Source organism: Rhizobacter sp. LjRoot28 (genome assembly GCF_964253025.1).
Classification (GTDB): Bacteria; Pseudomonadota; Gammaproteobacteria; order Burkholderiales; family Burkholderiaceae_C; genus Rhizobacter.
The window spans coordinates 4815738-4828505 of the sequence record NZ_CAXUQC020000001.1 but is presented as its reverse complement, the minus strand read 5'-3'; the positions used below and the strand labels follow the sequence as shown (position 1 = coordinate 4828505).

Genomic DNA, 12768 nt, shown 5'->3' with positions numbered 1-12768 from the left:
GGCGCCTCATCCCGGCAGGGTCCAGTCCACCTCCACGGGACGCCCCGGCAGGCTCAGGCGGGCCGAGGCCGGCGCGCTGCGCGCCAGCACGCGGCCCGCCCGCACCACCAGCAGGCGCGCCGCGCGCAGCCGGATCGCCTCGCCGGGGCTGCGGGCGTGCAGCAGCACCATGTCGCCGCGGCAGCCCGGCTCGAGCCCGTAGCCTTCGAGGCCCAGCACGGCAGCCGCATTGCGGGTCACCGCATCGAAGCAGGCCCGCACCTGCGCTTCCGAGGTCATCTGCGCGACGTGCAGGCCCATGTGGGCCACCTCCAGCATGTCGCCGGAGCCGAACCCGTACCACGGGTCCATCACGCAGTCATGGCCGAAGGCGACATTCACGCCGGCGGCCATCAGCTCCGGCACCCGTGTCATGCCGCGGCGCCGCGGATAGGTGTCGTGCCGGCCTTGCAAGGTGATGTTGATGAGTGGGTTGGCCACGGCGTGGACCCGCGACTCGGCGATCAGCGGAATCAGCTTGCTCACGTAGTAGTTGTCCATCGAGTGCATGGACGTCAGGTGCGACCCGGTCACCCGCCCCTGCAGGCCGAGCCGGAGGGTCTCGGCGGCCAGCGTCTCGATGTGGCGCGACAGCGGATCGTCGGTTTCGTCGCAGTGCATGTCCACCCGCAGGCCCCGGCGCGCCGCCACCTCGCACAGCAGGCGCACGCTCTCGGCACCGGCCGCCTGCGTGCGCTCGAAGTGCGGAATGCCGCCGACGACGTCCACGCCCATGTCGAGGGCGCGTTCCAGGTTGCTGCGGGCCGTGGCTGAACGGAGGTACCCGTCCTGAGGAAAGGCGACGAGCTGCAGGTCGAGGTACGGTGCCATCCGGCGCCGGGCCTCGAGCAGCGCCTCCACCGCCAACAGCCGGTCATCGCAGATGTCGACGTGCGTGCGCACCGCCAGCAGGCCCCGCCCCACGGCCCAGTCGCCGTATCGCAAGGCCCGTTCGATGAGGGCTTCCTGCGTGAGCAGCGGCTTCAGTTCGCCCCAGAGCGCGATGCCTTCGAGCAAGGTGCCGCTCGCATTCACCCGAGGCAGGCCGTGGCTGAGCGTGGCGTCCATGTGGAAGTGCGCGTCGACGAAGGGCGGGCTGAGCAACCAGCCACCGCCATCGTGCTCGGGTGTGCCGGGCGCCACGGTGAGCGCCGGGCCGACGGCGCGGATGCGCCCTTCGTCGACCCACACGTCCTGCCCGGTGCGCCCGTCAGGAAGCACGACGTTGCGCAGGCACAGTGAGGGGGCATCGTCGTGCATGGCGACCCTACTTGGTGCCGAAGATGCGATCGCCCGCGTCGCCCAGCCCCGGCACGATGTAGCCGTGCTCATTGAGCCCGCGGTCGATGGCCGCTGTGTAGACCGGCACATCGGGATGGGCCGCCACGAACTTGGCCAGGCCTTCCGGCGCGGCGAGCAGGCACACGAAGCGGATCGACTTCGGCCGCGTGGCCTTCAGCCGCTCGACCGCCGCGATGGCGGAGTTGCCCGTGGCCAGCATCGGGTCGAGAACGATCGCGTCGCGCTCGTTCATGTCCTGCGGCATCTTGAAGTAGTACTCGACGGCCTGCAGGGTGGCCGGGTCCCGGTAGAGGCCGATGTGCCCGACGCGCGCGCCCGGCACGATGCTCAGCATGCCGTCGAGGAAGCCGTCGCCCGCGCGCATGATGCTCACGAAGACGGTCTTCTTGCCATCGATGACGGGGCTCTTCATCGGCTCCAGCGGCGTCTCGATGTCGATCAGCTGGGTGGGCATCTCGCGTGTGACCTCGTAGGCCATGAGCATGCTGATCTCGCCCAGCAGGCGGCGAAAGCCGCTCGTGCTGCGGTCCTTCTGGCGCATCAGGGTGAGCTTGTGCTGGATGAGCGGATGGGTGATGTGGTGGACGGTGGTCATGGAAGAAAGCCCTCGGGACATGCCGCCACTTTAGGGCAAGCCCGAGGCTTCCTGCACGGAAAGTGCCAGCTCGGGGCGGGGCCGCGCGCAGCCTTTAAAATCCACCCTCGGCCCGCCGCAGCGGGCCCATCGGACACCCCTCCCCTCTTCTACCGCGGCCGCGTCGGGCCGCCCCCGCCATGAACCTTTCCGCCCTCACCGCCCTGTCGCCCCTGGATGGCCGCTACGCTCCGAAGGTCGCCGCGCTGCGGCCGCTGCTGAGCGAATTCGGCCTCATGCACCGTCGGGTGCAGGTCGAGATCGAATGGTTCATCGCCCTGTCCGACGCCGGCTTCGGCGAGTTCAAGCCGCTGTCCGAAGCCGCCCGCGGCTTGCTGCGCGGCCTGGTGACGCGCTTTTCCGAAGCCGACGCCCAAGCCATCAAGGACATCGAGAAGACGACCAACCACGACGTGAAGGCCGTCGAGTACTGGTTGAAGGACCGCTTCGAAAGCCAGGCTGAACTGAAGGCCGCCGGCGAGTTCGTGCACTTCGCCTGCACCAGCGAGGACATCAACAACACGAGCCATGGCCTGATGCTCAAGGCCGCGCGCCAGGACGTGCTGCTGCCGGCCGTCGACAAGATCATCGCCCGCTTGTCCACGCTGGCGCACGACTTCGCCGCCGTGCCCATGCTCAGTCGCACGCACGGCCAGACCGCCAGCCCCACCACCGTCGGCAAGGAAGTCGCCAACGTGGTGGCGCGCCTCAAGCACGCCCGCGAGCGCATTGCCGGCGTGAAGCTGCTGGCCAAGATGAACGGCGCCGTGGGCAACTACAACGCCCACCTCTCCGCCTACCCCGGTTTCGACTGGGAGTCGTTCAGCCAGCGCGTGATCGAGAAGCAGCTCGGCCTCACCTTCAACCCGTACACGATCCAGATCGAGCCGCACGACTACATGGCGGAGCTCTTCGACGCCGTGACCCGCACCAACACCATCCTCATCGACTGGTCGCGCGACGTGTGGGGCTACATCAGCCTCGGCTTCTTCAAGCAGAAGACGAAGGAAGGCGAGGTCGGCTCGTCGACCATGCCGCACAAGGTGAACCCGATCGACTTCGAGAACGCCGAAGGCAACTTCGGCCTCGCCAACGCGCTGCTCACCCACCTCGCCCAGAAGCTGCCCATCAGCCGCTGGCAGCGCGACCTCACCGACAGCACGGTGCTGCGCAACATGGGCGTCGCGCTCGGCTACGCCGTGCTGGGCTACGACTCGCTGCTGCGCGGCCTCGACAAGCTGCAACTGAACGAGCCGGCCCTGTCGGCCGACCTGGACAGCGCCTGGGAAGTGCTGGCCGAGCCCATCCAGACGGTGATGCGCCGCTTCGGCCTGCCCGAGCCGTACGAGCAGCTCAAGAAGTTCACCCGCGGCCAACCCATGACCCGCGAGCTGATGCAAGGCTTCATCGCCGGCCTCGCGTTGCCGGAGTCCGAGAAGGAACGCCTGCTGGCCATGACGCCGGCGTCCTACACCGGCCTCGCCGCCACCCTGGCCGCCAAGGTCTGAGGCCCGCGCCATGGATTTCATCGCCCAGCTCCAGCGTGCCGAACGGCAGAACCAGTCCATGCTGTGCGTGGGCCTCGACCCCGAACCGGCCAAGCTGCCCGGCGCGATGCGGGGCGATGCGTCCCGCATCTTCGAGTTCTGTGCCCGCATCGTCGACGCGACGAAAGACCTCGTCATCGCCTTCAAGCCGCAGATCGCCTACTTCGCCGCCCATCGCGCCGAAGACCAGCTCGAGCAACTGATGGCGCACATCCGGCGGGTGGCGCCCGAAGTGCCGGTCATCCTGGACGCCAAGCGGGGGGACATCGGCTCCACCGCCGAGCAGTACGCCCGCGAGGCCTTCGAACGCTACCAGGCCGATGCGGTGACCCTGTCGCCGTTCATGGGCTTCGACTCCATCGAGCCCTATCTGCGCTATCCCGGCAAGGGCGTCATCCTGCTGTGCCGCACCTCCAACCCGGGTGGCAGCGACCTGCAGTTCCAGCGGCTCGCCGACGTGCCGGGCCAGCCTCGGCTGTTCGAGCACCTGGCCCGCCTTGCGCAAACCGACTGGAACCGCAACGGACAGCTCGGCCTGGTGGTGGGTGCGACCTTCCCCGAGGAAATCGCCCGTGTTCGTGAACTGGCCCCGACGCTGCCCCTGCTGATTCCGGGGGTGGGCGCGCAAGGCGGCGATGCAGCGGCCACCGTGAAGGCCGGCTGGCGCGACAACGGGCCGATCATCGTCAATTCCTCACGTGCCGTGCTCTATGCCTCCTCGGGTGAGGACCATGCTGCCGCGGCGCGGCGGGTGGCGCTCGAGACACGGGCCCTGTTGAACGCGTCGCGCCCGGGCTGACGGGCGCACGCGACGCACGGGAAAACGAGACTGCGCGTGACGGGCGGGCAGATGACACACTGAGGCACTCCCGGCCCACCGCGTTTCCCGATGCCGTCCCCGTCCGCCCCATGACCGCCACGCCCGCGTTCACCCCGGACCAGCGCAGGGCCCACCCGCTGGCGCGGCTGTTCTTCAAGGCCGCCGCCGCCATTGCCCTTGGCAATGCCGCCGTGTACGGCTTCGTGCCGCTGCCCATGGGCCTCGGCTGGCGTCTGGCCCTGGTGCTGGCCTGCCTGGCCATGGCGGGCGGATTCCTGTGGGCCGTGGTCCTGCTGCGGGTGCGGCCCATCGGCCCGGTGATCCGCAGGGCGGCCTGGGCGGCCAGTGCCGTGACCGTGCTGTCGGCGGTGGCCACCGGGCAGGGAGCGCATGCAGTGAGCCTGGGTTACCTGGGCCTCTTCATCTGCCTTGTCACCGTGCTGTCCGACGTGCGTGCCGCCGTTCGGCTGGCGATCGTGGGGGAACTGGCGATCGCGGGGCTCGCGTTCGCGCAGTTCCAGGGCTGGTTGCCGGTCCCCGTGAATCCGCTGCACGTCTTCAGCTACGGGCTGCTGTTGGCCGCCTCCGTGGTCAGCGGCACCATGATGGCGCGCATGGTCAACCATGCGCTGCACAGCGCCGACGAGCGCGAACAGCGCTTTCGCGGGTTGCTCGCGCTTGCCGCTGACCTGTACTGGGAAGTCGATCGAACCCTGCGCTTCGTGCAGGTCGACGACGAGATCTCGCCCGGTTTCCTCACGCCGTCGGAGCAGCACGCCGGCCGCTTTCCCTGGGACCTCGACTTCGGTCTGAGCGAAGCGGATCGCCTTGCCACGCGCGCTGCGATGGAGGCGCACCAGCCCTTCTCCGAACTGCGCCTGCAGCGCGTCGGGCCTGACGGCCGCGCACGGCAGTTCGTCATCAGCGGGCGGCCTCGCTTCGACTCCGACGGTCAATTCCTGGGCTACTGGGGCGTGGGCAAGGAGATCACGGACGAACTGCTCGCCCAGCAGGCCGTGCGGGCGAGCGAACGGCGCTACCAGGAGCTGTTCACCCGCTCGCCGACGCCGCTGCTGGTGCACCGCGACGGCGTGGTGATCGACGCGAACGAAGCCTCGGCAGGCATGTTCGGCCACGAGACGGCCGAAAGCCTGCTCGGCACCGACCTCCTCGAGCGCTACGCGGCGGGCGCGTCGCGGACGCTGCAGACCGAGCGACTCGCGCACCTGCAACGCCAGCCGGTGGGCAGCGCGCTCGAAATGGCCGACTTCCAGTTGAACTCGATCGACGGACGGCGCCTCACCACGCAGGCGACCGATGTGCGGGTGAACCAGGCCGACGGGCCGGCCACGCTGTCGATCTACCACGACATCACCGCGCGCGTCGCCGCCGAGAACGCTCTGCGGCGTTCGGAGGTGATGCTGACCCACATGTTCGCGACCAGCCCCGACTTCATCACGCTGAGCGAACTCGACAGCGGCCGCTACCTGATGGTCAACGACAGCTTCACCCGCATCTTCGGGTATGCCGCCGAAGCCGTCGTGGGCAAGTCGGCCCTGGACCTCGGCTTCTGGTACCGGCCTGAGGAGCGCCGCATCCTCCTCGATCGGGTCAACACGCAAGGCGAGGTGCATGAGCTGCCCGCCACTTTCGTCAACCAGCAAGGCGAACCGGTGTCGCTGCTGCTGTCGGCGGCGCGCTTCGAGCTCGACGGCCGGGCCTACATGGTGGTGAACGGGCGCGACGTGACCGAGACCCAGCGCGTGCAGCACGAGCACGAGGCCATGCTGCAGAACGCGCTCATCGGCATCGCCCTCACGCGCCGCGGCCGATTCGTGCAGGTCAATGACCGCTTCGAGTGCATGTTCGGATGGGAGCCCGGCACGCTCGCCGGCCAGCCAGAGCAAGTGGTGTGGCTGCGCGCCGAGGATGCGGCCGACGCGACGCCGGAGGAGCCACTGGAGCGGGAGCGCATCATGCGCCGGCGTGATGGCAGCACCTTCATCGGCCGGGTGCGCGCGCAGGCCCTGCACTCGCCGCATCCCGGGCTCGACGGCACCATCTGGATCGCCGAGGACGTGACGGAGCGGCGGCAGATGGACCAGGCCCTTGCCGATGCACGGGACCGTGCCGAAGCCGCCAACCGCGCCAAGAGCGCGTTCCTTGCCAACACCAGCCATGAGATCCGCACGCCGCTGAACGGGCTGCTGGGCATGGCCCGTCTGGCGATGCAGTCCGGCATCGACGAACGCCGCCGCCAGCAGTACCTGGCGCAGATCCATGACAGCGCCCAGAGTCTGGCCGGCATCATCTCGGACATCCTCGACCTGTCCAAGATCGAGGCCGGCAAGTTCAGCGTCGAGTCGGTGCCTTTCGAGCTGCGCAGTCTGCTCGGCGCGGTTCACCATGCCTACCAATCGCTCGCGCATGCGCACTCGCTCGCCCTTCAGCTCGAGGTGGATGAGCGTCTCCCAAACACCGTGCGCGGCGACCCCCTGCGGCTGCGCCAGATCCTCAGCAACTACATCACCAACGGGCTGAAGTTCACCGCGCGCGGGCACGTGCGGATCGAGGCGACGCCCTCCGCACCGGGGTGGGTGCGATTCAGCGTGACCGACACCGGTCCGGGCATCGACGCGGCCACCCGCGAGCGCCTGTTCGAGCCCTTCACCCAGGCCGACGAGTCCACCACCCGTCGCTTCGGCGGCACCGGCCTCGGGCTCTCGATCTGCAAGGAGCTGGCTGCGCTGATGGGCGGGCGTGTGGGCGTGGAGAGCACGCCCGGCCAGGGAAGCCGCTTCTGGGCCGAACTCCCGTTGCCCGAGGCCGATCCGCTCGACCTCGAGGAGGACGACGAAGCGCAGGACATCATCCGCCTGACCGGCGTGCACGTGCTGCTGGTGGAGGACAACCCGGTCAACATGCTGATCGGCGTGTCGACGCTCGAGCAATGGGGTGTGGACGTGATGCAGGCCACCGACGGTCACGAGGCGATCGAGGCCGTCGCGCGGGCGGTGGCGGCACGCCGGCCCTTCGACGTCGTGCTGATGGACGTGCAGATGCCCCGCCTCAGCGGCCATGAGGCCGCCCGTCGACTGCGTCAGCAGCACACCGCCGAGGCGCTTCCCATCATCGCGCTCACTGCCGCGGCCCTGGTCTCGGAACGCGAGGAAGCCATGGCCGCTGGCATGAACGACTTCCTCACCAAGCCGCTCGACGCGGCCACGCTGCGCAAGGCGCTGGTGAGGGTCGTGGAGCAGCACTCGCAGTTCGGTGCCTTGCTGCCGGAGGACGATGCGTTCGGGCCGTCGATTCACTAGGTACGGCGCGCGGAGCGGCACGCACGCCGAGCGACCGGCTCGGAGCGGCGAACGAGGCGGCAACCGCCGGGAGGTTCATGTCCGCGTCGAACTCGTGGCGGCTGCCGCCATGCCAGGCAGCCTGGCGAAGTAGCCCTGCAACGCCGTCATGGCGAGGCGCACCTTGGCCGGCTCGCCGTCGCGCTGCGGCGTGATGGCGGTGACGGGCATCGGCGTGAATCGCCACTGGGGCAGCAGGCGGACCAGCGATCCGTTCGTCAACGAGGGCCGCACATCGGCGTGCACGAGGCGAGCCACGCCCATTCCCTGCTCGCACATCTGCCGCAGGGCGAGCAGGTTGTTGCTGGCAATGCGCACGGCGACGCCGACCTGCTCGCGCTCGCCGGCCGGACCATGCAGGTCGAGCACCATGGCCGGCGCGCGGTCGCCGGTCGCCGACGTCGCGGCATGCGGCGCATCGACCGCTTCATGCGCAGGCCCCAGCCACTGATGCAGCGTGAGGTCGCCCGGTGCGGTCGGGGCGGCGTACCGCTCGAGGTGCGACGGCGCGCAGCAGAGGATCATCTCGAGTTCGCACAACCGACGCGCGGTCCAGCTGGAGTCGGCGATGCGGCCGACACGGAGGGCGATGTCGATGCGGGCATCGATGAGGTCGATCATGGCGTCGTCGACGAGCAGGCGCAGCCGCAGGTGCGGCGACTGCGCCAGCAGCGGCGCGAGCGCCGGGCCGATGTGGGACGCGAAGCCGACCGGTGCGGCAACGCGCAGCTCTCCGGTGGGCGCGTTGCGCGCCAGCACGAGGGACTCGGAGGCGGCACGCGCGGCCTCCACCAGCTGGCGGCAATGCGGATAGCAGCGCTCGCCGGCCTCGGTGAGCGCGAGCTTGCGGGTCGAGCGGTGCAGCAGCGTCACACCGGCCTCGCGTTCCAGCGCGCGAATGATCTGGCTGACCGCGGAGGGACTCATGCCGAGCCGTCGCGCGGCCGCGCTCATCGAGCCGGCCGCCACGGTCTCGGCAAACACGACATAGGGTTTCAGTTCGCCCATTCTTTAGCTCTGCTTCAAGGTGTTGTCGATTCGAACCGGCTAATCAACGCATTGTGAAGCCGATATCGTCACTCCATTGATTCACGCCCTGGAGAACACCATGAAGATCGCCCTCATCGGCGCCACCGGATTCGTCGGCACTGCGGTGCGCGAGGAACTGATGCAGCGCCAGCACCAAGTTACCGCGCTCGTGCGGAACGTGGCGAGATTGACACCTGGTCCGAAGCTGTCGATCGTTGCGGTGGACGCCTTCGACGCCAATGCCCTGGCGTCGGCACTGCGCGGCCACGACGCCGTGGTGTCGGCCTTCAATCCGGGCTGGAACGAACCCGATCTGTACGACAGGTTCCTGCGCGGCAGCGGGGCGATCGAACGGGGTGTCGAAGCCAGCGGGGTCAAGCGCTTGCTGGTCGTCGGCGGCGCTGGCAGTTTGTTCGTGGCCCCCGGGGTGCAACTGGTCGATACGCCGGAATTCACGGGTCACGTGCCCGCCAACGTCGTGCCGGGTGCCCGGGCAGCCCGCGACGTGCTGCTTGCGCTGCAGAGCAACGTGGCGCTGGAATGGACCTTTCTCAGCCCGCCGGCCATGCTGACGCCCGGCCCGCGAACGGGCCGCTACCGGCTCGGCAGCGAGACACTGCTGATGGACGGCGACAAGCCGGCTGGCATCACGGTCGCCGACCTGGCCGTCGCCATTGCGGACGAGATCGAGCGGCCGCGCCATGTGCGAGCGCGCTTCACCGTCGCAGCCGCGGTGGCCACCGGCTGAGCGGCCTTCGGTCCGGGCGCCACGCCTGACACAGATCAACGACAAGCCGCGCCGGTCGCGTCACCCTCGGGGGCTGCCTGTATCCCCGGAGCGAGAGAAGATGAGTGCATTGGAATGGTCGGCCGCCCTGGCCCTGGAACTGCCGGTGATGGACGACACGCACCGTGAGTTCGTCGACCTGCTCGCGGCCGTCGAGGCTGCGCCCGACGACGAGGCGCTGGCCGCCTGGTCGTCGCTCGTCGCCCATACCGACGACCACTTCGCCCGAGAAGATCGATGGATGCGCGACACCCGGTTCGCATCTTCCAACTGCCACACCACGCAGCACGCCGTCGTGCTCAAGGTCATGCGCGACGGAGAAGAAGCGGGCCGGGCCGGCCGCATCGACGTCATTCGCGTCATGTCCCGGGAGCTCGCCGGCTGGTTCCCGCAGCATGCCCAGTCCATGGACGCCGCCCTCGCCTTGCACCTTCGCCGTGTCGGCTATGACCTGCAAGCCGGCATCGTGACGCAGCCCGAGCGGCTGCCGGTCGAGGAGATCCTCGGCTGCGGCGGACACACTTGCCACACCGCGGCCTGAAGCGAATCCGTTGCGGGCCCTCGCGACGAGGTGGCGGCAAAGCGGGGGTCGACGCACGACCGGACCGCACTCCCAACCCGCGGCGTGCGTGTAGCATGCCGCGCAGTCCCCTGTGCCCCGAAGCCGGTTGCCCGCTCGAGGCGGCCCCTGCAGCGATCGGATGCCGAACATGGAAACCCCTTCAGACGAGCTGATCAAAGTCCACCTCGACCTGCCCAACCACTGGTGGTTCAAGGGTGAATCGCTGTGGGCCAAGCCCCTGGGCAATGACCTCTACGAAATCCAGAACATCCCGTTCTGCGCTTACGGCCTGAACTGCGGCGACGTGGTGCTGGCTACGGCCGACGCGCCTGACCTCAAGCCGGAGGTTCGCTCGGTCGTTCGACCGGGCGGCAATGAAACGCTGCGCCTGAGTTTCAGCCTCGTCCGAGAGGCACAGGAGCCGGTGCTGGCGGCCATCGTGCGCTTCGGGGCGTGGACGGAACGGGCGAACGACAGTTTCGTGTGCGTCAACGTGCCGCCATCGTCCGACGCCGCCGCGCTTCGGGCCTACTTGAACGAGCAGGAGGCGGCCGGCGCGTTGGAATACGAGACGTGCGAACCTCGCGTGGAAGGCTCATTCGACGATGCACCGGATTCGGCATTGCCGGACGAGGAAGCCTGATGCCACCGGTACCGGCCTTCCACTTCTGACGCCTCCATCGCACCATGCTGCCCACCCGTGACGACATCCCTTCGCTGTCCCACCGCGAACTCACCGAGCACCTGCGGCTGGCTCGGGCGAACCCGGGGCCGTATGCCGAACTTCGCGAAGCACTCGAGTGCGAGCAGGCGGCGCGCAGCCCGGGGACGAACTACTGCTGCCCGAAGTGCGGCCACGACAGCTTCGAGCGCAGCGAGATCCGCACCGCACGCTCTCCCTTGAGTTCGCTGTTCAACGTGCAGAGCGCCCGCTACACGGCCGTGGTGTGCAGTTGCTGCGCGTTCACCGAGTTCTATCAGGGACAGGTCTCGGCGGGCGCCCAGGCGCTGGACCTCATCCTCGGCTCGTGACGATCAGAGGGCGCGGCACACCGCCGCGCCGCACCATCCGAACTGACCCCGAGTGCCGCGGCGCACCGAGCCGCTACGATCCTGACGTTCCAACCCGCGCCCCCCGGCATGGCCGCGCCGGGCGTGACCACACACAACCCAGGAGAACCATGTTCAATCACATCGTGATCGGCTCGAACGACCTCGAGCGAGCCAAGCAGTTCTATGACGCCGTCCTCGGGACGCTGGGCGCCGGGCCAGGCATGCCCAACCAGGCGCCCAGCGGTCATTCGAGGCTCTTCTACCGGCACAACGGCGGCGTCCTCGGCATCAGCCAGCCCATCAACGATGAAGCGGCCACGGTGGCCAACGGCGGCACCATCGCCTTCAAGTGCACTTCGCCGGAGCAGGTGAAGCTGTTCCATGACACCGCACTGGCGCACGGTGGGACCTCCATCGAGAACCCGCCCGGCCTGCGCGAGAGCTCGCTCGGCGCGATGCACCTGGCCTACGTGCGTGACCCGGACGGCCACAAGCTCTGCGCGGTCTATCGCGTTCAAGCAGCCGCTCCCTCGGCCTGATCGCGGGCCCGACCCACCATGCCCTCGCTGCAGCATCGCAGCGAGGCCGCCCGGTCGGCGCCAATCGCGTCTCGGCGGGTTGAACTGGGTGGGCCGAGGCGGGCATGATGCGGGATTGCCTCGAGCGTCCACCATGCCCTTCACCCCCTTCCATTTCGGCCCCGGCGCGTTGCTGCACGCCGTCGCCCCGCGGCAGGTCAGCTTCCTGTCGTTCTGCGCCGCCAACGTGCTCATCGACCTCGAGTCTCTCTACAACCTGGTTCACGACCGGCATCCGGTGCATGCGTTCCTGCACACCTACGTCGGCGCGACGATCGTCATCGTCGCCATGGCCGTGGTCTTCCTCCTGGCGCGAGCGCTGGCCCGGCGCGCACGCCTGCAGCACCTCTGGCGATGGCGTCCCTTGGGCCTGCGGCAGGTTTTCCTGGGGGCCGCGCTCGGCGCCTACTCCCACGTGGTGCTCGACAGCGTGATGCACGGCGACATCGAGCCGCTGCAACCCTTCGCCGCAAGCAACGCGCTGTGGAGCGCCATTCCGCTCAGCGCGCTTCACATGGCGTGTCTTGCCAGCGGCCTGGTCGCATTGATGGTCATGGCGACCCGCTGGTTCGTGATGGGCGGCGACGACGAGGGGTGACGGCCCGCGGACGCCAGCCAGCATGTCGAGCGGTCGAGGCCTTCGCCCGCGTGCAGCAGGCGAGGCGGCTCGGAGGGGTTGAGTGGGTCGATCCGCCTGATGGCGAACGAGCCGGACCTGCCCGTGGCTGCGCGCAGTCCGGGGGCCGGCACCACAGCGCTGTCGGACGACCCGCACCTTCAAACCCGCCCTTGGCGGGCACCGCGCCGCCGCGCCCAGGCCCATGATCGAAGCATCCCTCTACCGGAGACCGACATGAGCGAACTGAAGATCGATGTGAACCGCGACGACTCACTGCACGAATGGGCCGACAAGCTGGACGTCAGCCCGCAGCAGGTGAAGGAAGCGGTCGAGGCAGTGGGCCCGCTGGCGGCCGATGTCGAGCAGCACCTGAAAGGGGTGCGGTCGACCACGAACAGCGAGCGCACCGAGCACTCCGGCTGATCGCGGAAGGCGCCGG

13 protein-coding genes are annotated in these 12768 nt (G+C 68.9%); 10 read left to right on the top strand and 3 right to left on the bottom strand.

The annotated features are described in order from the left end of the window. Window positions 1-6: 6 nt before the first annotated feature. Both ACSQ2F_RS22095 and upp read right to left on the bottom strand, forming a co-directional pair. The gene (locus ACSQ2F_RS22095) at window positions 7-1299 is read right to left on the bottom strand and encodes an amidohydrolase family protein (RefSeq protein ID WP_436026397.1); all 1293 of its coding nucleotides are present in this window, start codon (window positions 1297-1299) and stop codon (window positions 7-9) included. Window positions 1300-1306: 7 nt separating this feature from the next. Beyond that, window positions 1307-1936, bottom strand: coding sequence for a uracil phosphoribosyltransferase (upp, locus tag ACSQ2F_RS22090; protein ID WP_436026395.1), 630 nt, complete (start codon window positions 1934-1936; stop codon window positions 1307-1309). A 179-nt stretch (window positions 1937-2115) separates the two neighbouring features. Between upp and purB the strand changes: the two genes are divergently transcribed. From purB to ACSQ2F_RS22075, 3 genes are all read left to right on the top strand, one after another. Then, window positions 2116-3483, top strand: coding sequence for an adenylosuccinate lyase (purB, locus tag ACSQ2F_RS22085; protein ID WP_436026393.1), 1368 nt, complete (start codon window positions 2116-2118; stop codon window positions 3481-3483). Window positions 3484-3493: 10 nt separating this feature from the next. Further along, window positions 3494-4321 (top strand): orotidine-5'-phosphate decarboxylase, encoded by an 828-nt coding sequence (gene pyrF / locus ACSQ2F_RS22080; RefSeq protein ID WP_436026391.1) that lies wholly within the window; start codon window positions 3494-3496, stop codon window positions 4319-4321. Window positions 4322-4431: 110 nt separating this feature from the next. Beyond that, complete coding sequence (locus tag ACSQ2F_RS22075) at window positions 4432-7662, top strand: PAS domain S-box protein (RefSeq protein WP_436026389.1); 3231 nt, start codon at window positions 4432-4434, stop codon at window positions 7660-7662. Window positions 7663-7737: 75 nt separating this feature from the next. Here the strand turns inward: ACSQ2F_RS22075 and ACSQ2F_RS22070 are convergent, their stop codons facing one another. Next, the gene (locus ACSQ2F_RS22070) at window positions 7738-8709 is read right to left on the bottom strand and encodes a LysR family transcriptional regulator (RefSeq protein ID WP_436026387.1); all 972 of its coding nucleotides are present in this window, start codon (window positions 8707-8709) and stop codon (window positions 7738-7740) included. 100 nt (window positions 8710-8809) lie between these two features. On the opposite strand from ACSQ2F_RS22070, the gene ACSQ2F_RS22065 reads away from it, so the two are divergent. The 7 genes from ACSQ2F_RS22065 (at window position 8810) to ACSQ2F_RS22035 (ending at window position 12752) form a co-directional block, all read left to right on the top strand. Then, window positions 8810-9478, top strand: a complete 669-nt coding sequence (locus tag ACSQ2F_RS22065) for an NAD(P)-dependent oxidoreductase (protein ID WP_436026386.1) — start codon at window positions 8810-8812, stop codon at window positions 9476-9478. Between the two features lie 100 nt (window positions 9479-9578). Further along, complete coding sequence (locus ACSQ2F_RS22060) at window positions 9579-10058, top strand: hemerythrin domain-containing protein (protein ID WP_436026385.1); 480 nt, start codon at window positions 9579-9581, stop codon at window positions 10056-10058. 169 nt (window positions 10059-10227) lie between these two features. Continuing rightward, a complete protein-coding gene (locus ACSQ2F_RS22055; RefSeq protein WP_436026384.1) occupies window positions 10228-10722 on the top strand; it encodes a DUF4265 domain-containing protein in 495 nt (164 codons plus the stop codon). 44 nt (window positions 10723-10766) lie between these two features. Continuing rightward, complete coding sequence (locus ACSQ2F_RS22050; protein ID WP_436026383.1) at window positions 10767-11111, top strand: zinc ribbon domain-containing protein; 345 nt, start codon at window positions 10767-10769, stop codon at window positions 11109-11111. A gap of 149 nt (window positions 11112-11260) precedes the next feature. Beyond that, window positions 11261-11671, top strand: coding sequence for a VOC family protein (locus tag ACSQ2F_RS22045; RefSeq protein ID WP_436026382.1), 411 nt, complete (start codon window positions 11261-11263; stop codon window positions 11669-11671). A gap of 133 nt (window positions 11672-11804) precedes the next feature. Then, complete coding sequence (locus ACSQ2F_RS22040; protein WP_436026381.1) at window positions 11805-12308, top strand: hypothetical protein; 504 nt, start codon at window positions 11805-11807, stop codon at window positions 12306-12308. A 255-nt stretch (window positions 12309-12563) separates the two neighbouring features. After that, window positions 12564-12752: a DUF3606 domain-containing protein gene (locus ACSQ2F_RS22035; RefSeq protein WP_436026380.1), complete on the top strand. Its 189-nt coding sequence runs from the start codon at window positions 12564-12566 to the stop codon at window positions 12750-12752. The last annotated feature ends 16 nt before the right edge of the window (window positions 12753-12768 follow it).

Bases quoted from the DNA above. Each gene is read 5' to 3' on its own strand.
- ACSQ2F_RS22095 (WP_436026397.1), bottom strand. From the start codon at position 1,299: ATGCACGACGATGCCCCCTCACTGTGCCTGCGCAACGTCGTGCTTCCT.
- ACSQ2F_RS22050 (WP_436026383.1), top strand. From the start codon at position 10,767: ATGCTGCCCACCCGTGACGACATCCCTTCGCTGTCCCACCGCGAACTC.
- ACSQ2F_RS22035 (WP_436026380.1), top strand. From the start codon at position 12,564: ATGAGCGAACTGAAGATCGATGTGAACCGCGACGACTCACTGCACGAA.
- ACSQ2F_RS22075 (WP_436026389.1), top strand. From the start codon at position 4,432: ATGACCGCCACGCCCGCGTTCACCCCGGACCAGCGCAGGGCCCACCCG.
- ACSQ2F_RS22055 (WP_436026384.1), top strand. From the start codon at position 10,228: ATGGAAACCCCTTCAGACGAGCTGATCAAAGTCCACCTCGACCTGCCC.
- ACSQ2F_RS22040 (WP_436026381.1), top strand. From the start codon at position 11,805: ATGCCCTTCACCCCCTTCCATTTCGGCCCCGGCGCGTTGCTGCACGCC.
- purB (WP_436026393.1), top strand. From the start codon at position 2,116: ATGAACCTTTCCGCCCTCACCGCCCTGTCGCCCCTGGATGGCCGCTAC.
- ACSQ2F_RS22065 (WP_436026386.1), top strand. From the start codon at position 8,810: ATGAAGATCGCCCTCATCGGCGCCACCGGATTCGTCGGCACTGCGGTG.
- ACSQ2F_RS22070 (WP_436026387.1), bottom strand. From the start codon at position 8,709: ATGGGCGAACTGAAACCCTATGTCGTGTTTGCCGAGACCGTGGCGGCC.
- ACSQ2F_RS22045 (WP_436026382.1), top strand. From the start codon at position 11,261: ATGTTCAATCACATCGTGATCGGCTCGAACGACCTCGAGCGAGCCAAG.
- ACSQ2F_RS22060 (WP_436026385.1), top strand. From the start codon at position 9,579: ATGAGTGCATTGGAATGGTCGGCCGCCCTGGCCCTGGAACTGCCGGTG.
- pyrF (WP_436026391.1), top strand. From the start codon at position 3,494: ATGGATTTCATCGCCCAGCTCCAGCGTGCCGAACGGCAGAACCAGTCC.
- upp (WP_436026395.1), bottom strand. From the start codon at position 1,936: ATGACCACCGTCCACCACATCACCCATCCGCTCATCCAGCACAAGCTC.